This is a genomic window from Chromobacterium vaccinii (assembly GCF_000971335.1).
GTDB classification, from domain to species: domain Bacteria; phylum Pseudomonadota; class Gammaproteobacteria; order Burkholderiales; family Chromobacteriaceae; genus Chromobacterium; species Chromobacterium vaccinii.
Genome location: NZ_JZJL01000009.1, coordinates 24433 through 43919 on the forward strand (window position 1 = coordinate 24433; position 19487 = coordinate 43919).

Below are 19487 nucleotides of genomic sequence, written 5' to 3' on the forward strand. Positions count from 1 at the left end.
CTCATCCCTTTCCCTGGCCCGGCACATCGAACACGGTATAGGCCAGCGTGATGCTGGTGATCGAGGCCGGCAGCTTGCGGTCTATCACGAACACGACCGGGAAGGTGCGGGTCTCTCCGGGCTGGAAACGCTGCTGGGTAAAGCAGAAGCATTCCAGCTTCTTGACGTACTCGCCGGCCTCGGCCGGCAGGTAGCGCGGCAGCGCCTGCCCCACCACCACGCGCGGGCTGGCGTTGGTGATCCGGTACTGAACCTGGACGAAAGTGCCCGGCTTGACCCTAAGATGAGTGGTCAGCGGCTGCACCTGCCATGGCAGGCCTGCCTGCACCGTGGAGTCGAAAGTCATCCTGACCTCGCCGTCGCCGGCGATCAGGTCCTCCTTCTCCAGCTCGTCCGCCTTGACGACGTCGTTGAGGCCGGTTTGCTCGCACACGATGCGGTACAGCGGAATCATCGCCCAGGCGAAAGCGAACATCAGCGCGACGATCAGCACCAGCCGCTTCACCAGCCGGAGGTTGCGCCGCCGCATCGCCATCGCGTCCATGCCCCTCTCCCCGCTCAATGCGAATGCCCGTCCCCGCCTTCCTGGCAGGACAGGATCACGCCGTTCTCGCCGACCTCGACCCGCGGCGCCTGCTCGAAGCTGTGATAGGGCGCCGGGGTCGGCAGCTCCCACTCCAGCGTGTTGGCGCCCTCCCAGGGCTTGTGCGGCGCTTTTTCGCCGTGACGCAACGCGTGCAGGATGTTGTACAGGAAGATCAACTGGCCCAGGCCGAACATGAAGGCGCCGACGCTGGCGATGCGGTTGAAGTCGGTGAACTGCAGCGCGTAGTCCGGAATCCGCCGCGGCATCCCGGCCAGGCCCAGGAAGTGCATCGGAAAGAAGGTGACGTTGAACCAGATCATCGACCACCAGAAATGCAGCTTGCCCAGCTTCTCGTTGTACATCCGGCCGCTCATCTTGGGGAACCAATAGTAGATGGCGGAAAACAGGCTGAACAACGCGCCGGCCACCAGCACATAGTGGAAATGGGCCACTACGTAGTAGCTGGCGTGCAACTGGATGTCCACCGCCGCCACGCTGAGCGTGATGCCGGACAGGCCGCCGATGGTGAACAGCAGGATGAAGCCTATCGAGAACAGCATCGGCGTCTCGAAGCTCATCGCGCCTTCCCACATGGTGGCGATCCAGTTGAACACTTTCACGCCGGTGGGCACCGCGATCAGCATCGTCGCGTACATGAAGAACAGCTGCGCGGTGGCCGCCATGCCGGTGACGAACATGTGGTGCGCCCACACCATGAAGGACAGGATGCCAATGGAGCTGGTGGCGTACACCATCGAGGTATAGCCGAACAGCGGCTTGCGGGCGAAGGTGGGGATCACCTGGCTGACGATGCCGAAGGCCGGCAGCGCCATGATGTAGACCTCGGGATGGCCGAAGAACCAGAACACGTGCTGGTAAAGAATGGGGTCGCCGCCGCCGGCCGCATTGAAGAAGTGGGTGCCGAAATGACGGTCGGTCAGCACCATGGTCACCGCGCCGGCCAGCACCGGCATCACGGCGATGATCAGGTAGGCGGTGATCAGCGAGGCCCAGGCGAACATCGGCATCTTCATCAGCGTCATTCCCGGCGCGCGCAGATTGAGGATGGTGACGATGATGTTGATCGACCCCATGATGGAGCTGATGCCGAGGATGTGGATGGCGAAGATGGTCATGTCCATGCCCATGCCCATCTGCGTGGACAGCGGCGCGTACAGCGTCCAGCCGGCGGCGGCCGCGCCGCCCGGCACCGCGAACGACATCAGCAGCAGCAGCGCCGCCGGCGGCAGCAGCCAGAAGCTCCAGTTGTTCATCCGCGCGAAAGCCATGTCCGGCGCGCCTATCATCAGCGGCAGCATCCAGTTGGCCATGCCGGTGAAAGCCGGCATGATGGCGCCGAACACCATGATCAGGCCATGCAGCGTGGTCAGCTGGTTGAACAGCTCCGGCTGGAAGAAGCGCAGGCCGGGACTGAACAGCTCGGCGCGGATGCATAGCGCCAGCACGCCGCCGGTGAGGAACATGGTGAACGAGAACCACAGGTACATCGTGCCGATGTCCTTGTGGTTGGTGGCCATCAGCCAGCGGGCGATGCCATGGGGCTTGCCGTGGTGGGCGCCGCCGGCGTGGGTGGTTTCCGCGATTGCCATGAGGTCCGACTCCTTATGCCGCCTTGCCGCGCGCAGCCTTCACGTCCTTGGGCTGCACGATCTGGCCGGTATGATTGCCCCAGCTGTTGCGCTCGTAGGTGATCACCGCCGCGATGTCGGTATCGGACAATTGCTTGCCCCAGGCCGCCATCGCCGGATTCTTCTTGCCGCCGAACAACACGATCTCGATGTGGCCGGCCTTGTCGCCGGTGACGATGGGCGAGCCGTCCAGCGCCGGGAAAGTGCCCGGAATGCCCTTGCCGTTGGCCTGGTGACAGGGCACGCAGTTCTGGGCGTAGATTTTCTCGCCGCGCGCCTTCAGGTCCTCCAGCCTCCACACCTTGTTGGGATCGTCGGCGGCGGCTGCCATCTGCTTGAGCTTGGCCGCGCGCCACTTCTCATAGTCGGCCGGCGACTTGGCCTCCACCACGATGGGCATGAAGCCATGGTCCTTGCCGCACAGCTCCGAACACTGGCCGCGATAGACGCCGGGCTTCTCGATCAGCATCCAGCTGTCGCGCAGGAAGCCGGGAATCGCATCCTGCTTGACCCCCAGCTGCGGCACCCACCAGGAGTGGATCACGTCGTTGGCGGTCAACAGCAGGCGGATCTTGCGATCGGTCGGCACCACCAGCGGCTCGTCGACTTCCAGCAGGTAGTTGGCAGGCTTCTGGATGGTTCCCTCGATCGCTTCCCGAGGGGTGGCGAGATGGCTGACGTAGCCGAAATTGTCGTCCAGGTAGTCATAGCGCCACTTCCACTGGTATCCGGTGATCTTGATGGTCATGTCCTCGCTGCGGGTGCCCTTCTGCGCCAGCACCGCGCGGGTGGCGGGAACCGCGATGACCACCAGGATCAGCAGCGGCACCACGGTCCAGATGATCTCCACCGTGGTGTTCTCGTGGAATTGCTTGGCCTCGTTGCCAGCCGATTTGCGGTGATGAAAGATGGAGTACAGCATCACCAGGAACACCACGGCGAAAATCACGCCGGTGACGATCAGCAGCATGGTATGCAGGTGATATTCGGTGCGGGCCAGTGGGGTGACCGGCTGCTGCAGGTTGAACTCAGCCGCGGCCGCGCTCTGGACGGCCAGCAGCAGGCATAGCGGAATGCGCAAACAAGACATGTTGCCCCCTAGGTCAAGACGACCGACACAATGCACTGCATGCACAAGCACCGGCTTGTCGCCGGCATGTTTTCATCGTAGGAGCAATGTCAAGAAAAACAAGAATGCGTCATGACGCGGCGCAATGCGCGCGGAACGGGGCATGGGCGGCGGCGGCCGCCCATGGGAAGACGCTCAGGCAGCCGGCCGGTAGGGGATTTCCAGCAGCAGCGGCGCCGGAATATGGCGTTTGAGCGTGGCCAGGTTCTCCGCATACGCAGCTTGCGGCGGCTGCGCGCAGTTGGCCACCCAGCCAGCCAGCTCCAGCCCGCTGTCTCGCACCGCCTTCGCCGTCAGCAAGGCGTGGTTGATGCAGCCCAGCCGCATGCCCACCACCAGGATCACCGGCAGCGCCAACGCCTGCGCCATGTCCGACATGAACAGGCTGTCGGACAGCGGGGCCAGCCAGCCGCCCGCGCCCTCCACCAGCACGATGTCGGCCTGCTCGCGCAAGCGCCGGTAATGATCGACGATGCGCGGCAGCTCGATCTCCACGCCAGCTTCGCGCGCGGCGATGTGCGGCGACACCGGCGGCAGGAAGCGATAGGGATTCATCAGTTCCAGGTCGGTCTGGCCAGTGGCCGCGGTGAGCCTAGCCACATCGTCGTTCCACCAGCCGCCGTCTGGCAGAATTTCGCAACCGGACGCCACCGGCTTCATCGCCAACACGATCTTGCCCTGCTCTCGATACGAACGGATCAGTTCGACGGCGGAATGGGTCTTGCCGATCTCGGTGTCGGTGCCGGTGATGAAATAGCCTTGGCTCATGCTCGCTCCCGATTATGGTTGTCCCGCCCAAACGCCGAATGAATGCGGACCGGGACCGACGTTTTACACTAGGTCGCGCCGATCTTTCAATACTTCCGGCGCCAACGATCACGGTCTCCGCTTTCAACGGGGCATGCACAATCCCATAAGCATAAAGAACAGGTGGCCGGATAAAGGCCTGCTTGCGACATGCCAAAATCGCAATCCTCAACTTTTTAGGAACTCGCCATGAAAGAGAGCGAAGCTTTGGCCGCGTTGGCCGGCATGGGCATCATGGTGCTGGTGGTGGTGGGCGCTCTGGTGCTGGCGGTCAGCATCTTCTATTTCCTGACCCTGCATCAGACGATGAACGCCGTCGGAGAAACCCATCGTCCGCTGGCCGGCGGCCTGATCTGGCTGGCGCTGATACCCGGCCTGGGGCTGGTCTGGTACATGATCTACATCCTGCTGCTGTCCAGCGCATTGCGCAAAGAGCTGGCGCAGCGGCAGTTGCCGGGCGACGGCGGCTTCGGCATCAGCCTGGCGCTGGTGATCTTGCAGGTGCTGTGCTTCATTCCTTACGTCAATCTGCTGGCCGCGCTCCCCGCTCTCGCGCTGTGGATCGCGCACTGGGTGAAAATGGCCGGCTACCGCAGGCTATTGCAGCCTGCCCAAGCGGCATTGGCGGCATAGCAAGCCGCAGCCGCTCTGGCTTTCGCGGCAGATAGGGACCGCGCCCTCGACGTGCCAACGCCGACCTTGTGGGTCGGCGTCGTGCCGTCGGCCTTTTGAGCGTGGGCGCGATGATTTCGGCCGGATAGGCCTGCGCAGGATTTCACGCGGGATGGAGTGAAAGCCTTTTGGCTTGGCGGCTCGGGCCGCGGGGCGCAACGACAAGAACGGGATGGAAAACCTTGCCGCCTCCCCACGGCCACGAGCCGCCGCGCCGGGAAACTTCAGTCGGCTCAGACCACGGCCTGAGCGCTCACCTTCTCCTCTACGGTCAGCTTGTTCAGCGCCGACAGATAAGCTTTGGCGCTGGCGACGATGATGTCGGTGTCTGCGCCCTGGCCGTTGACGATGCGGCCGTCGCGCGACAGGCGCACCGTCACCTCGCCCTGGGACTCGGTGCCCTTGGTGATGGCGTTCACCGAATACAGCTCCAGCTCGGCGCCGCTGTCGACCACCGCTTCGATCGCCTTGAACGCCGCGTCCACCGGGCCGGAGCCGCTGGACTCGCCGCGCTGCTCCTCGCCGTGCTCGACGAACACGATGCTGGCCAACGGCGGCTCGCCGGTTTCGCTGACCACTTTAAGCGACACCAGCTTGTAGTCCTCGCGCTCGATGTTCACCATCTCGTCGGACACCAGCGCGTGCAGGTCTTCGTCGAAGATCTCGCGCTTCTTGTCGGCCAGCTCCTTGAAGCGGGCGAAGGCGGCGTTCAATGCCTCCTCGCTGTCCAGCACGATGCCCAGCTCGGACAACTTGGTCTTGAACGCGTTGCGGCCGGACAATTTGCCCAGAGTCAGGCGGTTGGCGCTCCAGCCCACCGATTCGGCCGACATGATTTCATAGGTTTCGCGGTGTTTCAGCACGCCGTCCTGATGGATGCCGGACTCGTGGGCGAAGGCGTTGGCGCCGACGATGGCCTTGTTCGGCTGCACCGGATAGCCGGTGACGGTGGACACCAGCTTGGATGCCGGTACGATCTGCGTGGCATCGACGCGGCTGTCCACGCCGAACACGTCGCGGCGGGTCTTCACCGCCATCACGATCTCTTCCAGACTGGCGTTGCCGGCGCGCTCGCCCAGGCCGTTGATGGTGCACTCCACCTGGCGCGCGCCGCCCAGCACAGCCGCCAGGCTGTTGGCCACCGCCATGCCCAGGTCGTTATGGCAATGGGCGGACCAGACCACCTTGTCGCCGCCCGGGGTGCGGGCGATCAGCTCGCGGAAGAAGGCTTCGGTCAGTCGCGGCACCGCGTAGCCGACGGTGTCCGGCACGTTCAGCGTGGTGGCGCCGGCCTTGATCACCTCGCCGAAGATGCGGGCCAGGAAGTCGATGTCGGAACGCAAGGCGTCCTCGGCGGAGAATTCGACGTCGTCGGTGTATTCGCGGGCGATCGTCACCGCCTTCACCGCAGCCGCCACCACCTCGTCCGCGCTCATGCGCAGCTTCTTTTCCATGTGGATGGGACTGGTGGCGATAAAGGTGTGGATGCGGCCGCGCGCGGCCGGCTTGATCGCTTCGCCGGCGGCGCGCACATCGCGCTCGTTGGCGCGCGCCAGACTACAGACAGTGGAATCCTTGATGGTTTCTGCGATCGCGCGGATGGCGTCGAAATCGCCGGGGCTGGCGGCGGCGAAGCCGGCTTCGATGATGTCCACGCCCAGGCGCTCCAGTTGGCGCGCGATGCGGATTTTCTCTTCCTTGGTCATCGAGGCGCCCGGCGACTGCTCGCCGTCGCGCAAGGTGGTGTCGAAAATGTAGAGGCGCTCGCCCATGTCGATAGTTCTCCCTGCCGCCTGGTTCGGCTCTCCGACCAGATAGTCGTTGAAATCAAAGCGCCTGCCCTGCCCTGCGGCCAGTTGCGCCAGCCGGCTCAACTGGGTCAGCGGCAGGCTGCCGCGTTCCCTCCATTTGTATATCGCTGCGCGGCTCACCGGCTCGTCGGGGAACAGACGGTTCAGTTCGTCGGCCAGATGGCTCGGCCCGCCGAAGTCCGCGACCAGTCGTTCGATATCCACTTGCATCAATGTGCTCCTGCAGCATGTTTTGAACCAGACTACTCAATCATGAGACACAAGGTCAAATTTGACAGGGAAAATCTGTATCAAATTCGTCACATGACATGTCTAACTTTATTTTTTAGACAAATTGTAGAATTTAATAAGGCGCCATCTGGCGCCCGCACAAACGTGGCAAAGCATCTAACTTGGCGACAGCCAGGGCAGGCTGACATGAAACGCCACGCCCCGGCCTTCCAGCCCCTCCGCCATCCGGATGCGGCCGCCTTGCGCCCGCACCGCCTGCCAAACAATGGCGAGCCCCAGGCCGGAACCCGGAGCAGATGCAGCCCTGCCCCGGTAAAAGCGTTCGAACAGATGCGGTTTGTCCTCGACGGCGATGCCAGGCCCGTCATCCGCCACCGCCAACTCTATCCGTCCATCGGCGGCGGCAAGGCGCACCCGGACGCGACCGCCGGCTCGGCCATACGCCACCGCATTGGACAGTAAATTGTCGACAATCGAGAGGAAGGAAACCAAGGCCAGGCTGGCCAGCAAACCATCAGGCGAGTCCAGCTCCAGCTCCATGCCCTTTTCTTCCGCCCGCGGCGACAAGCCGATCAAGGCATTGCGCGTCACCTCGACCAGATCGACCTGTTGCCGGCGCTCGCTCTCCACGCCTTCCAGCGCCGCCAGCCGCAACAGCTGCTGCACCAAATGGGAATGCCGGGCCACCGCCTGCTCCAAAGCGGCCAGGTTTTGCTGCCTGGCCTCGGCATCCTCCTCGCGAGCCAAGGCATGCGCCTGCGTGGAAATCACCGCCAACGGCGTGCGCATCTCATGGGCGGCATCCTGCACGATGGCGCGTTCGCGAGCGATGCTGTCGCGGCTGCGCCTCAGCAACTGGTCCAGCGCCTGGACAATGGGCTTCAACTCCCGGTAGGGCAAGCTCATGGACAAAGGAGAAAAATCATCGGAGGCGCGACGGTTCAGATAATCGGCCAAGCGCCTCAGCGGCAGCAAGCCGCGCGAAATGGCGAGCCACAGCGGCAGCAGGATTAGCGAAAAAGCAATGACCAAGGGCGCGATATATTGCTTAGTGATGAAAGGCAGCACTTCCTCGTCTGGAATCAGCGGTTCGAACACAGTCAAATATCCAGCGGGATAGAGACGCTCCGCCACCCGATACGCTTTTCCTTTCAGCTGAACCACGCCCTTATTCAAATCGCGCGCCGGCAGCGCGGTGGCCGGGGCGCCCGGCGAAGCGTAGATCCGCTCGCCTTGCCGCGTGCGCGCGGAAATCAACAAATCGCCCGGGTGATCGATTTCGACCTTGGAAGCCACGTTGATGCGCCGCGATGCGTTGAATAAGCGATCCGCCGTCTGCAAGGCTTGCCGATTTTGCTCCATTCGGCCAGGCGACAGCACCTCGGAAAGCAGATCGGTCACGTTCCACAAAACTTGGCGGCGGGATTCCGACGACCTCGACTCCTGGTATTCCCGCCCGACCAGCGCCAGCCATATCAAGGCGAAAGCCAGCAACAAAGCCAGCAACACCCGCCTCGTCAGCGACGGCGCCAAACCGTCCGCCAGCCGCTTAAACCACATATTGATAGCCCACGCCGCGCACGGTGCGGATGCGTTCGGCGCCTATCTTGCGGCGCAGATTGGACAAGTGCACCTCTATCGTCGCGCCGTCGACAATATCGCCAAGCGGCTCCAGGCGTTGCCCCAGCACCGTCTTCGACACGATGCGGCCAGGATCGCGCGCCAGTTCCACCAATAATCGGAATTCGCGAGGCGACAAGTCCAACGCCAGGCCGTCCAGCCAAGCCAAGTGCACGCGGGGCTTGAGGCTCAGCGCGCCCAGGCTCCAGACTTCGCTGGCCTGGCGGGCGCTGCGGCGGCATACCGCCCGCACTCTCGACACCATTTCCGACACCGCGAACGGCTTGCACAGATAATCGTCGGCGCCATCGTCCAAACCCGCCAATTTATCGTTCAAATCGGCGCTGGCCGTGATCATGATCACCGGCACGGCGATCTGCCTGGCCCGCCAGGCGCGCAACAATGCCAAACCGCTGCCGTCCGGCAGACCCAAGTCCAGCAATACGCAATCGAACCGGTCCGGCTCGAACAGTGCGTCCGCATCCGCCAGCTGGCGCACCCATTCGGTCGTCACCGCTTCGGCTTTCAACGCGGCCTGCAAAGCCCGCCCCAGGTCCAAGTCATCCTCAACAATCAATAGATGCATTTTCGTTTTCACCGCGACAATCTTTGGCTTAGCAAAAGGTTGGCATACGCATACTTGCGCCATGCGAACGGGATGCCCTCTCTTTGCGCTGGCCATGGAGTATATGGTCGCGCGCTCAAGACAGACAATCGGCTTGGCCATCCAAGGCCAGGATGAATTGCCCGCCCGGCGACCCGCTCTTTTCACTCCATCCAAAGGAATATCCGATGAAACATCATGCCGTATTGATACTGCTCGCACCTTTGCTGGCAGTCGCCGCAGAGAATGAACAAGACGGTTTCTCCGGGACCTTCCAGCTAGGCGTCAGCCACTATCAACTGGCCAGCAATTTCCTCAAGGCGCCGAACGACGGCCGCCCCAGCGCCGCCAGCCTGACGCAATCGCCGGCTTCGCAATCCGGCACCGCCCCCCTGTTCGAAGGCGAATGGAGCTATGGCTTCGCCGGCACTGGCACCCGGCTCTTCATCTCTCCTTCCAACACCACCTCCTTCGCTGCGGGAGGCGGCATGCAGTTCGGCGTGCGCCAGCAACTGCCGCAAGCCGGCGCGGTGTCGGCGGCGCTGACTTATGGCGAGAGCGAAGTATGGCTGGACCCCTATGCCTTGAATGTCGCCCGCCAGGACGGCAAGCTGAAAAGCGCGGGTCTGGCGCTAGGCTGGTCGAACATCCTGAATACGCTGTTCAGCGCCAACTTCAGCTATGCCAGGCAAAAGCTGGGCAATGAGCAAAGCGGACAGGCGCAAGGCTTGACGCTGGCCAATCAAGCCCTGCTGCAGCGCAATGGCAACAACTATGGCGTCCAAGCCGCTTATGCCTGGAAATTGGACAACCAGGGCGCGCATACGCTGTCCCCTGGCCTGATATACGCGCGCGCGGATCTGGACGGCAAGGCGATGAGCACCCGACGCTACGGGGTTCAATTGGCTTACGCCTACCAAGGCGCGGACTGGGACGCCACGACCTCGCTCGTCGCGCTTCGCACCCGCTATCAAGCCGGCAATCCGGTCTTCTCCGGCCAGAAAGCGGATAGCCGCAACGCTTTGCTCAGCCTGGGCCTGACCCGGAAAAACCTGTTCGGCGCCAAGGCCTGGTCCGCCTTTCTCAGCGGCAACTATGGCCGCTCCAACTCGGACCTCGCTTATTTCAACGAGCATATCCGGGAAGTGTCCATCGGCATGGGCTACCATTTCTGATCCAGCCGAAACGCGCGGCTATCGTCGCCAAGGCGCACGCTGGCGGCCCGCCATTCAGCGCGGCGCCGGATGGCTGCGGCGCTTTCTGTCGCGCGCTCGGCCATCAGGTGAAATCGGCATGGCCCGCGCGAAAGCGCCGCGTCATCGGCGGACGGCGGGCCAGCCCCGCTTAGCTGCGATATAATGGGCGGTTAAACTCATCATCAGGAAATGCCCGTGTCCGAGCGCCTGTTCGTGCTGTCTCAACATATCCTGCCCAAACTGGCGCTGACCCGGCTGGCAGGCTGCTTCGCCGGCTGGAAGGGCGGCGGCGTCACCACGGCCGCCATCCGCCGTTTCATCGCCCGCTACCACGTCGACATGAGCGAAGCCGCCAACAGCGATCCGGCGGCCTACGCCACCTTCAACGACTTCTTCACCCGCGCGCTGCGGCCCGGCGCGCGGCCGCTGGCCGACGCCCGCCTGCTTTGCCCGGTGGACGGCGCGGTCAGCCAGCTGGGCCCGATAGACAGCGGCCGCATTTTCCAGGCCAAGGGCCGCGACTACAGCGCCGCGGCGCTGCTGGCCGGCGACGCCGAGCTGGCCGCCCGCTTCGCCGACGGCCACTTCGCCACCATCTACCTCAGCCCGCGCGATTACCATCGCATCCACATGCCCTGCGCCGGCAGGCTGCTGGAAATGACCTACGTGCCCGGCGAGCTGTACTCGGTGAATCCCGCCACCGCGCGCGGCGTGGACCGGCTGTTCGCGCGCAACGAGCGCGTGGTGTGCGTATTCGAAGACGAGCAGGGACAACCGTTCGTGATGGTGCTGGTGGGCGCCACCATCGTCGGCAGCATGGCCACCGTCTGGCACGGCGTGGTCAATCCGCCGCGCCGTCCGGCGCTGGAGAAATGGGATTACCGCGGCCAGGACATCCGCCTGGCCAAGGGCGAGGAAATGGGCCGCTTCCTGCTGGGCTCCACCGTGGTGCTGTTGTTCCCGGCCGGCCCGCTGAAATTCAATCCGCAATGGCAGGCGGCCAGCCCGGTTCGGCTGGGCGAGTCGATGGCGTCGTAAAGCCGCGCCGCGGATTGGGACGCAAAACGGCTGTCCTTTGTACGCAGCGCCCACTGCGATATGGACAGCCGTTTGTCCAAGCCGCGCCAGCCACAACCGCTGGCCAAGGCCGACAGAACGTACGCGAAGCGATGCCCTAGCTTACTCGCACTTGCACTGCAGCGTGACCTTGTAGTCCTCATCCCCGCCGCGGGAAACAATGCCCAGCGTGCCCAGCTTGAGCACGATGTCCGCGGCGGTTTTCGCCGCCTTCATCACCTCGCCGTCCCCCTGGTCTTTGGATTCTTCCTTCCGATCCAGGATGACCAGCTTCTTGTCTTGCTTCTTGCAAACCTCGCCAGCCTTGCCGACGGCGTTTTCCACCGCATCCTTGTACGAAGCCGCAGTGGCCACCGCGGTAAAGCTGCCTTCCTGCTGCGGCAGGATCGTGGCCTTGAACGAAGAGCAGGCCGACAACCCTAAAACAGCCCCCGCCAATAACAACAAATGCATCTGATGTTTCATGAACTTATCTTGGTTTTCAACAGCTTTTCAGCAGTAGATCAATTACTCGGAATCTACAATATTAATGAAAACTAACATTTACTACAAAGTTTATTTATAAGTTTATTTCTTTATGTTATTTACGTGAAAAAGCCGGGCTCTCGCCCGGCTTCGTCATCGACAACAGACCGTTGATCGATCAGTTCTTGGACTGGTCCACCAGCTTGTTCTTGGCGATCCACGGCATCATCGCGCGCAGCTCGGCGCCGACCTTCTCGATCGGATGCGCGGCGGTCAGGCGGCGGCGGGCGGTCATGGCCGGGTAGTTGGTCTTGCCTTCCAGGATGAACATCTTGGCGTACTCGCCGCTCTGGATGCGGTACAGCGCCTTCTTCATCGCTTCCTTGGTCTGCGAGGTCACCACTTCCGGGCCGGTCACGTACTCGCCGTACTCCGCGTTGTTGGAGATCGAGTAGTTCATGTTGGCGATGCCGCCTTCGTACATCAGGTCGACGATCAGCTTCAGCTCGTGCAGACACTCGAAGTAGGCCATTTCCGGCGCGTAGCCGGCTTCCACCAGCGTCTCGAAGCCGGCCTTCACCAGCTCGACGGCGCCGCCGCACAGCACGGCCTGCTCGCCGAACAGGTCGGTCTCGGTTTCCTCGCGGAAGTTGGTCTCGATCACGCCACCCTTGGTGCCGCCGTTGGCCGCCGCATAGGACAGCGCCACGTCGCGCGCCTTGCCGGACTTGTCCTGGTAGACGGCGATCAGCGTCGGCACGCCGCCGCCCTTCAGGTACTCGGAGCGCACGGTGTGGCCCGGGCCCTTCGGGGCCACCATGATCACGTCGACGTCGGCCGGCGGCACGATCTGGTTGTAATGGATGTTGAAGCCGTGGGCGAAGGCCAGCGCCGCGCCCTTCTTCAGGTTGGGCGCGATGTCCTTGTGGTAGACGTCCGGCTGGGATTCGTCCGGCAGCAGGATCATCACCACGTCGGCCTTCTTCACCGCCTCGGCCACTTCCTTGACCTTGTGGCCGGCTGTTTCGGCCTTCTTCCACGAGGCGCCGTCCTTGCGCAGGCCGACGACGACGTCGACGCCCGATTCCTTCAGGTTCTGCGCGTGCGCATGGCCCTGCGAGCCGTAGCCGATGATGGCCACTTTCTTGCCCTTGATGATGGAGAGGTCGGCGTCTTTGTCGTAATAAACTTTCATTTCTTTATCCTTGGTATTTGTTTGCTAAGGGACTTGCAGTCCAGCTCAGATTTTCAGAACCCGCTCGCCTCGACCGATGCCGGATGCGCCGGTACGGACCGTTTCCAGGATCACTGTGCGGTCCACCGCCTCGATAAAGGCGCCGAGCTTGTCGCTCGTACCAGTCAGCTCGATGGTGTAAGTCTTTTCCGTCACGTCGATGATGCGTCCGCGGAAGATGTCGGCCATCCGCTTCATCTCCTCGCGGTCCTTGCCTACGGCGCGGACCTTGATCAGCATCATCTCGCGTTCGATGTGCTCGGATTCGTTGAGGTCTATCACCTTGACCACCTCGATCAGCTTGTTGAGCTGCTTGGTGATCTGCTCGATGACTTCGTCGGAACCGTGGGTGACGATGGTCATCCGCGACAATGTCGGGTCCTCGGTGGTGGACACTGTCAGCGAATCGATGTTGTAGGCGCGGGCCGAAAACAGCCCGACGACGCGCGACAGCGCGCCCGCCTCGTTTTCCAGAAGTATGGATAAGATGTGTCGCATGCCGGCCGCCTTAGCACATATTGCCGTAGTCACGGTTGTTCTCGAAAGGCACCTGCTGGATGGCGCGCATGTGCGCCGGCAGGTCCATCTGATCCAGGCCCTTGCCGTTCTGGATCATCGGGAACACGTTCTCCGACTGGTCGGTGCGGAAGTCCAGGAACACCAGGCGCTCCTTCAGCTTGTCGCTGAACGCCTCGCGCAGCACCGGCTCCACGTCGGCCGGATTCTCCACCTTGAAGCCGACATGGCCGTAAGCCTCGGCTATCTTGACGAAGTCCGGCAGCGCGTCCATGTAGGACTCGGAGTAGCGGGTGCCGTAGAAGAACTCCTGCCACTGGCGCACCATGCCCAGGTAGCGGTTGTTCAGCGCCACCACCTTCACCGGCGTGTGGTACTGCTTGGCGGTGGACAGCTCCTGGATGTTCATCTGGATCGAACCCTCGCCGGTGATGCAGGCCACCTGGGCGTTGGGGTTGGCCAGCTGCGCGCCGATGGCCGCCGGCAGGCCGAAGCCCATGGTGCCGAGGCCGCCGGAATTCAGCCATTGCTTGGGCCGGTCGAACTTGTAGTACTGCGCCGCCCACATCTGGTGCTGGCCGACGTCGGAGGTGACGATGGCCTGGCCGCCGGTGATGTCATACAGCGTCTGCACCACCATCTGCGGCTTGATCAGCTCGTCGGACGGCGTATACAGCAGACAGTCGTGTCCGCGCCATTCCTCGATCTGCTTCCACCACTGGTTCAGCGCCGAGCCATCCGGCTTCTGGCCGGATTGCTTGAGCTGGTCCAGCATCTCGCGCAGCACCAGCTTGACGTCGCCGACGATGGGTATGTCGGCCTTGACGCGCTTGGAGATCGACGACGGATCGACGTCGATGTGGATGATCTTCTTGGCCTGGCCGAGGAAGTGCGACGGCACGCTGATCACGCGGTCGTCGAAGCGCGCGCCCACGGCGATCAGCACGTCGCAGTACTGCATCGCCATATTGGCTTCGTAGGTGCCGTGCATGCCCAGCATGCCCAGGAACTGGCGATCCGAGCCCGGATAGGCGCCCAAACCCATCAGCGTGTTGGTGCACGGCAGGTTCAGGGACCGCACCAGCTCGGTCACCTCGGCCTCGGCGCGGCCCTGCACCGCGCCGCCGCCGACATAGATATAAGGACGCTTGGCCTCAAGCAGCAGGTTCACTGCCTTCTTGATCTGTCCGCTGTGCCCGCGGGTGGCCGGCACGTAAGAGCGGATGTGCACGCTGTCCGGATAGCGGAACTCGGCGCGCGCCTGGGTAATGTCCTTGGGGATATCCACCACCACTGGGCCGGGACGGCCGCTCATGGCGATGTAGAACGCCTTCTTGATGGTCGCGGCGATCTCGTTCACGTCCTTGACCAGGAAGTTGTGCTTCACACAGGGACGGGTGATGCCCACCATGTCCACTTCCTGGAACGCGTCCAGGCCGATGGCCGGAGAAGGCACCTGGCCCGAGATCACCACCATCGGGATGGAGTCCATGTAGGCGGTGGCGATGCCGGTCACGGCATTGGTCGCGCCGGGACCGGAGGTCACCAGCGCCACGCCCACCTTGTCGCTGGAGCGGGAATAGGCGTCGGCGGCGTGGACGGCCGCCTGTTCATGCCTCACCAGCACATGTTTGAATTTGTCCTGTCGGAAGATGGCATCGTAGATTTCCAGTACTGCGCCCCCTGGGTAGCCGAAGACGAATTCGACCCCCTCTTCCTGCAGGCAGCGGACTACTATTTCGGCGCCCGATATCTGCATATCGCCTCTATTTCGTGTTGATTTCATCCCGTTTGCTCAAAGACCTTAGCGTATTGCTCAAAGTACGGTCAAGTGATTTTGTGCAGGTGCAAAATACCGCTAAGCCACGGTTATTTCAGAAGAAAAACTGCCACTAGCCTAGTGAATCATGCTCTGCTACCATCTTTGGTTGGCATCAACCTGAAATGCACAGATGGCAAGCCGCAAGGAAATGGCCGACTTCCTCGAGTCGGTGGAGAAGCGCGCCTTCAAGCAGGCGCTGTACGCGGTTCGGCATGAAGACAATGCGCTCGACATCGTGCAGGACTCGATGATGAAGCTGGCCGACCGCTACGCGCACGCGCCCGCGCACGAGCTGCCGCTGATCTTCCAGCGCATCTTGCAGAACACCATCCGCGACCACTACCGGCGCAGCAAGGTGCGCAGCTTCGTCAGCACGCTGCTGTCGTCGCTGATCCCCACCCACGCCGAAGACGACTCCCTCGACCCGCTCGAAACGCTGGATGTCGCCGCCGACGAGGCGCACACCAATCCGGAGCAGTGGTACCAACGCAAGGAAGTGGCGCTGATGATAGACGCGTCGCTGCAACTACTGCCCGCCCGTCAACGCGAAGCGTTTCTGCTGCGTTACTGGGAAGGACTGGATGTTGCCGAAACCGCTCTGGTCATGGGTTGCTCCGAGGGCAGCGTGAAAACGCACTGCTCGCGCGCCAACCACACCCTGGCGGCCATTCTTGCGCAGAAGGGAGTTTTGCTATGAAACACGCCAATGACGGGCAGGGGGACCATTTGCCCGTCCATATCGCCCGCATACTGGACAATCCCCATTCCGATCCGACGCCCCGGCAGCTTGCCCGCCTGAGGGGCGCGCGCGCCGCCGCGATGCGCCGCTTCGAACAGCGCGCCGCCGAAAACTGCGGCCTGCAGGAGAAAATCCTGCTCTGGGCGCAACGCCACACCCTGCTGCTGAAGCGCGGCAGCGCCGCTCTGGGCTTCGCCGTTGTCACCGGCGTCGGCCTGATGCTGGTGGAAGGCCTGATGGCCGAAACCGACGCGGTGGACGCCACCGTGCTGTCCCAGGACCTGCCGTTGGATTCCTTGCTGGAGCCGCATTTCAGCCGGGGGTTGCATGAATAAGGCCGGATGGCTGGCCAAGGCGATCTGCCTGGCCGGCCTGCTGATTCCAAACTTCGTCCATTCCTCCCCTCTGGCGGATCCGCGCTGGGAACAACTGAACAGCGAGCAGCAGCAGGTGCTGGCGCCGCTGGCCGCCGACTGGAATCGCTACGCGCCCGACAAGAAGCAGGATCTGCTGACCATCGTTCCGCGCTTCGCCGAGCTGACATCCGGCCAACAGCAGCGACTGCAACGCCGACTGAAGGCCTGGACCGAGCTGAGCGAGCCCCAGCGCGACGAAATCCGCGCCAACTGGAAGAAGCTGCAGCAACTGCCCCCAGCCCAGCGCGAACAGGCGCTGAGCCGGCTGCGCTCGCGCGACGCCAAACCACTCGCCTCCTCCCCATGACCGATAACGCCACTCCCGGCCTCGCCCGCTGCCTGGCCAGCCTGTTCTATGAATCGCTGCTGATCGTCGCCATGCTGCTGATCACCAGCGCCGCGATCACCCCGCTGCAGCTGGCGCTGGGCCAGGATTCCTGGCTGCTGCACAGTCTGATCCAGCTGACCGCCGCCGGCGTGCTGTTCGCCTACTTCGGCTACTGCTGGACCCGCGGCGGCCAGACCGCCGCGATGAAAACCTGGCACATCCGGCTGGTGACCGCCGACGGCCGGCTGCTGAACTGGCAGCAATCTCTGATGCGCTTCGCCGTCGCGGCGATGCTGTTCGTCGGCCTGCCGGTGATCTCCTACCTGGGATGGCAGCGCAGCTACGGCGACCATCCGGCGGCGAAATGGCTGGCGCTGATCTGGTGGCTGCTGCCCTTCCTGGCCCGCTATTACGACAAGGACCGCCGCCACCTGCACGACCGCCTGTCCGGCACCCGGCTGGAGCTGCTGCCCAAGCCGCCGCGCGGCGGAAAGTAAGCGCGGCATGCATTGGCGCGCCCGGCCTCGAACGCACGCCGATGCTTGTCAGCCGCGCAGTTGCGGCAGATCCTCGGAAAATTCCAACAACGCGTCCAACACCGCGCGCACCCGCGCCGGCAAGGCGCGCCGCTCCGGCCACACGGCGTAGACCGGCCGGGTGGCGATCTCCCACTCTTCCAGCACCCGGACCAGACGGCCATCCGCCAGCTGCCGATGGCAGATGCTGAGCGGGCTGACCGCGATGCCGACGCCGCCCTCGGCCAGCCTGCGCGTCAGCAGCATGTCGTTGGCCAGCAGGCCCGGCTCGGCCGGCCAGGCCGCCTCCTCGCCGCTGTCCCGACGCCGCAGCTTCCAGTGCTGGAATGGCTCAGCCAGCAACAAGCGATGCGCGGCCAGGTCCGCTGGCCGCTCGGGCGCACCATGCGCGGCCAGATAGGCGGGCGACGCCGTCAGTATGGTCCGCACCTCGCCCAGCCTGCGCTGCCGCAGCGAGGCGTCCGACTGCTCTCCCACCCTCAAGGCCAGATCGGCCATGCCGCTGTATAAATCATCCAGGCTGTTGCTCAGCTTCAACTCCAGCCGGAGCCGCGGATGCTCGCGCAGCAGGCTAGCCCACACCGGCACCAGCATGTCGTTGGCCATGCTCAGCGGCGCCAGCAGCCTTACCGCCCCTTCCACCCGGTTCAAGGCCCCGTCCAGCGACGCCGTCTCCTGCCGCAGCGCCGCCAACAGCGGCTTGCAGCGCTCGTAGTACTGCCAACCCTCATTGGTCGGCGCCAGCCGGCGCGCGCTGCGGCTCAGCAGCTTGCAGCCCAGCCGCGCCTCCAGCGCCTGCAGGCGACGCGTCAGCGTCGGCGCCGGCATTCGCAGCCGGCCGGCCGCCGCGCTGAGGCTGCCGGCGTCCACGATCGCCACAAACAAGTCCAGATCATCCAACATGATTGCAAAAATGGAATTTGATATTGATTTTTTGATTCTATTTTCATAATGCGCTTTTGACTAGACTCGCCTCATCGCTAACCCGAATGGAGCGCGCCATGAGCCCCGCCCTATGCCAACGCCTGCTGTTCTCTTCGCTGATGTCGGCGGCGATGTCTCTGGTGATGACTGCCTGGTTCACCGCCCTGAATCACGGACTTCATTCGGGCTTTGCCGGCTGGTGGCTGCTCGCCTTCGCCGAAGCCTGGCCCGTGGCGCTGGGCTCGGTGCTGCTGCTGGCGCCGGCCGTGCAGAAACTGACCCTGCGCCTACTGAACAGGCGCGCCCCTGCCGGCGGCTGCCGGCCAGCGCTGAAACCGAAAGGATGAAATCATGAGAATCGACTATGCCCAGCTGTCGCCCAAGGCCTACCAGGGACTGCTCGCCTGCAAGAACGCGCTGGCGGAAAGCAGCTTGGGGCTGCCGCTAGTCGAGCTGGCTTACCTGCGCGTTGCTCAGCTCAACGGCTGCGCCTTCTGCCTGAAGCTGCATAGCCAGGCGCTGCGCCGCCGCGGCGAAAACCAGGAAAAACTGGACACGCTGGCTGGATGGGACGTGGCGGACGCGCTGAGCCCCCGCGAGGCGGCCGCCATCGCCTGGACCGAGGCGGTGACCCGGATAGGCGAAACCCGCGCGCCGGACAGCGTTTTCCAGCCGCTGCGCGAGCATTTCAGCGACGCGGAAATCGCCGATCTGACCCTGGCCATCGCGTTGATGAACGCCTTCACCCGGGTGGCGGTGGCGATGCGACAATGAAGCCATCAGGACTGTCAGGCATCGCCGGCGGCTGGAGAACCCGTTCGCCGGCCTGCCCCAGGCTGTCCCGCCACTGTTTCAGCCTATCCAGCGCGGCCATCTGATCCGGCCCCCAGCTCGGTTGCGGCTGAATGCCGTGATAGCCGATCAAGGTGTCCAGCGCCTGCAGGTAGGGGAGCCAATCCCGCTGCCGCGATCCGAGGGATGGCGGCGGCAATCCGCTCCAGTTGCTTGATGGATCGATATCTTGCTGCACGCCGCCGCTGAACGGCAGATGGATCTGCGGCGCGAAAATCCAGAACCAGGGGTACATGGAACCTCCGTAGCCTACGGCGGCGGCCGGAATGGCAA

At 63.5% G+C, this 19487-nt stretch carries 22 protein-coding genes; 9 read left to right on the plus strand and 13 right to left on the minus strand.

The annotated features are described in order from the left end of the window. Position 1: 1 nt before the first annotated feature. From VL52_RS06365 to bioD, 4 genes are all read right to left on the minus strand, one after another. The gene (locus VL52_RS06365) at positions 2-544 is read right to left on the minus strand and encodes a cytochrome c oxidase assembly protein (RefSeq protein WP_046156256.1); all 543 of its coding nucleotides are present in this window, start codon (positions 542-544) and stop codon (positions 2-4) included. Positions 545-558: 14 nt separating this feature from the next. Further along, positions 559-2196, minus strand: a complete 1638-nt coding sequence (gene ctaD / locus VL52_RS06370; protein WP_046156257.1) for a cytochrome c oxidase subunit I — start codon at positions 2194-2196, stop codon at positions 559-561. A 13-nt stretch (positions 2197-2209) separates the two neighbouring features. Further along, positions 2210-3325: a cytochrome c oxidase subunit II gene (gene coxB / locus VL52_RS06375; RefSeq protein ID WP_046156258.1), complete on the minus strand. Its 1116-nt coding sequence runs from the start codon at positions 3323-3325 to the stop codon at positions 2210-2212. 174 nt (positions 3326-3499) lie between these two features. Continuing rightward, positions 3500-4132, minus strand: coding sequence for a dethiobiotin synthase (gene bioD, locus VL52_RS06380; protein WP_046156259.1), 633 nt, complete (start codon positions 4130-4132; stop codon positions 3500-3502). Positions 4133-4360: 228 nt separating this feature from the next. Here bioD and VL52_RS06385 point away from each other — a divergent pair, with 228 nt between their 5' ends. After that, the gene (locus VL52_RS06385; protein ID WP_021478391.1) at positions 4361-4804 is read left to right on the plus strand and encodes a hypothetical protein; all 444 of its coding nucleotides are present in this window, start codon (positions 4361-4363) and stop codon (positions 4802-4804) included. A gap of 272 nt (positions 4805-5076) precedes the next feature. On the opposite strand, the gene VL52_RS06390 is transcribed toward VL52_RS06385, so the two are convergent. The 3 genes from VL52_RS06390 to VL52_RS06400 form a co-directional block, all read right to left on the minus strand. Beyond that, positions 5077-6864, minus strand: a complete 1788-nt coding sequence (locus VL52_RS06390) for a 2-isopropylmalate synthase (protein ID WP_046156260.1) — start codon at positions 6862-6864, stop codon at positions 5077-5079. Between the two features lie 177 nt (positions 6865-7041). Beyond that, positions 7042-8445, minus strand: coding sequence for a sensor histidine kinase (locus VL52_RS06395; RefSeq protein ID WP_046156261.1), 1404 nt, complete (start codon positions 8443-8445; stop codon positions 7042-7044). Next, the gene (locus tag VL52_RS06400; RefSeq protein ID WP_046156262.1) at positions 8435-9091 is read right to left on the minus strand and encodes a response regulator; all 657 of its coding nucleotides are present in this window, start codon (positions 9089-9091) and stop codon (positions 8435-8437) included. Before VL52_RS06400 ends, VL52_RS06395 begins: the two co-directional genes overlap by 11 nt. A 206-nt stretch (positions 9092-9297) precedes the next feature. On the opposite strand from VL52_RS06400, the gene VL52_RS06405 reads away from it, so the two are divergent. Together VL52_RS06405 and asd are read left to right on the plus strand one after the other, a co-directional pair. Then, positions 9298-10284, plus strand: coding sequence for a DUF2860 family protein (locus VL52_RS06405; RefSeq protein WP_046156263.1), 987 nt, complete (start codon positions 9298-9300; stop codon positions 10282-10284). A 216-nt stretch (positions 10285-10500) separates the two neighbouring features. After that, entirely contained in the window at positions 10501-11343 is an 843-nt protein-coding gene (gene asd, locus VL52_RS06410) for an archaetidylserine decarboxylase (protein ID WP_046156264.1), read from the plus strand. A 141-nt stretch (positions 11344-11484) separates the two neighbouring features. Here the strand turns inward: asd and VL52_RS06415 are convergent, their stop codons facing one another. The 4 genes from VL52_RS06415 to ilvB form a co-directional block, all read right to left on the minus strand. Further along, entirely contained in the window at positions 11485-11847 is a 363-nt protein-coding gene (locus VL52_RS06415) for a hypothetical protein (protein ID WP_144408815.1), read from the minus strand. A 178-nt stretch (positions 11848-12025) separates the two neighbouring features. Then, positions 12026-13042, minus strand: a complete 1017-nt coding sequence (gene ilvC, locus VL52_RS06420) for a ketol-acid reductoisomerase (RefSeq protein ID WP_046156266.1) — start codon at positions 13040-13042, stop codon at positions 12026-12028. Between the two features lie 45 nt (positions 13043-13087). Continuing rightward, positions 13088-13579, minus strand: coding sequence for an acetolactate synthase small subunit (gene ilvN, locus VL52_RS06425; protein WP_011134142.1), 492 nt, complete (start codon positions 13577-13579; stop codon positions 13088-13090). A 10-nt stretch (positions 13580-13589) separates the two neighbouring features. Continuing rightward, complete coding sequence (gene ilvB / locus VL52_RS06430) at positions 13590-15356, minus strand: biosynthetic-type acetolactate synthase large subunit (RefSeq protein WP_046156267.1); 1767 nt, start codon at positions 15354-15356, stop codon at positions 13590-13592. A 193-nt stretch (positions 15357-15549) separates the two neighbouring features. On the opposite strand from ilvB, the gene VL52_RS06435 reads away from it, so the two are divergent. Genes VL52_RS06435 through VL52_RS06450 form a run of 4 tightly spaced genes read left to right on the plus strand, consistent with a single transcriptional unit; the run spans position 15550 to position 17399 of the window. Then, entirely contained in the window at positions 15550-16116 is a 567-nt protein-coding gene (locus tag VL52_RS06435; RefSeq protein WP_021478381.1) for an RNA polymerase sigma factor, read from the plus strand. After that, the gene (locus VL52_RS06440) at positions 16113-16493 is read left to right on the plus strand and encodes a DUF3619 family protein (protein ID WP_046156268.1); all 381 of its coding nucleotides are present in this window, start codon (positions 16113-16115) and stop codon (positions 16491-16493) included. Before VL52_RS06435 ends, VL52_RS06440 begins: the two co-directional genes overlap by 4 nt. Then, positions 16486-16881 (plus strand): DUF3106 domain-containing protein, encoded by a 396-nt coding sequence (locus tag VL52_RS06445; protein ID WP_021478379.1) that lies wholly within the window; start codon positions 16486-16488, stop codon positions 16879-16881. The genes VL52_RS06440 and VL52_RS06445 overlap by 8 nt, the downstream gene beginning before the upstream one ends. Further along, the gene (locus tag VL52_RS06450; RefSeq protein ID WP_046156269.1) at positions 16878-17399 is read left to right on the plus strand and encodes an RDD family protein; all 522 of its coding nucleotides are present in this window, start codon (positions 16878-16880) and stop codon (positions 17397-17399) included. Before VL52_RS06445 ends, VL52_RS06450 begins: the two co-directional genes overlap by 4 nt. A gap of 48 nt (positions 17400-17447) precedes the next feature. Here VL52_RS06450 and VL52_RS06455 read toward each other — a convergent pair whose 3' ends face one another. Continuing rightward, entirely contained in the window at positions 17448-18341 is an 894-nt protein-coding gene (locus tag VL52_RS06455; protein WP_046156270.1) for a LysR family transcriptional regulator, read from the minus strand. A 98-nt stretch (positions 18342-18439) separates the two neighbouring features. Here VL52_RS06455 and VL52_RS06460 point away from each other — a divergent pair, with 98 nt between their 5' ends. Both VL52_RS06460 and VL52_RS06465 read left to right on the plus strand, forming a co-directional pair. After that, entirely contained in the window at positions 18440-18709 is a 270-nt protein-coding gene (locus tag VL52_RS06460; protein WP_052729182.1) for a DUF2798 domain-containing protein, read from the plus strand. Between the two features lie 4 nt (positions 18710-18713). After that, positions 18714-19136 (plus strand): carboxymuconolactone decarboxylase family protein, encoded by a 423-nt coding sequence (locus VL52_RS06465; protein WP_046156272.1) that lies wholly within the window; start codon positions 18714-18716, stop codon positions 19134-19136. On the opposite strand, the gene VL52_RS06470 is transcribed toward VL52_RS06465, so the two are convergent. Continuing rightward, positions 19105-19449, minus strand: a complete 345-nt coding sequence (locus VL52_RS06470) for a hypothetical protein (protein WP_046156273.1) — start codon at positions 19447-19449, stop codon at positions 19105-19107. The genes VL52_RS06465 and VL52_RS06470 overlap by 32 nt on opposite strands. Between the last annotated feature and the right edge of the window lie 38 nt (positions 19450-19487).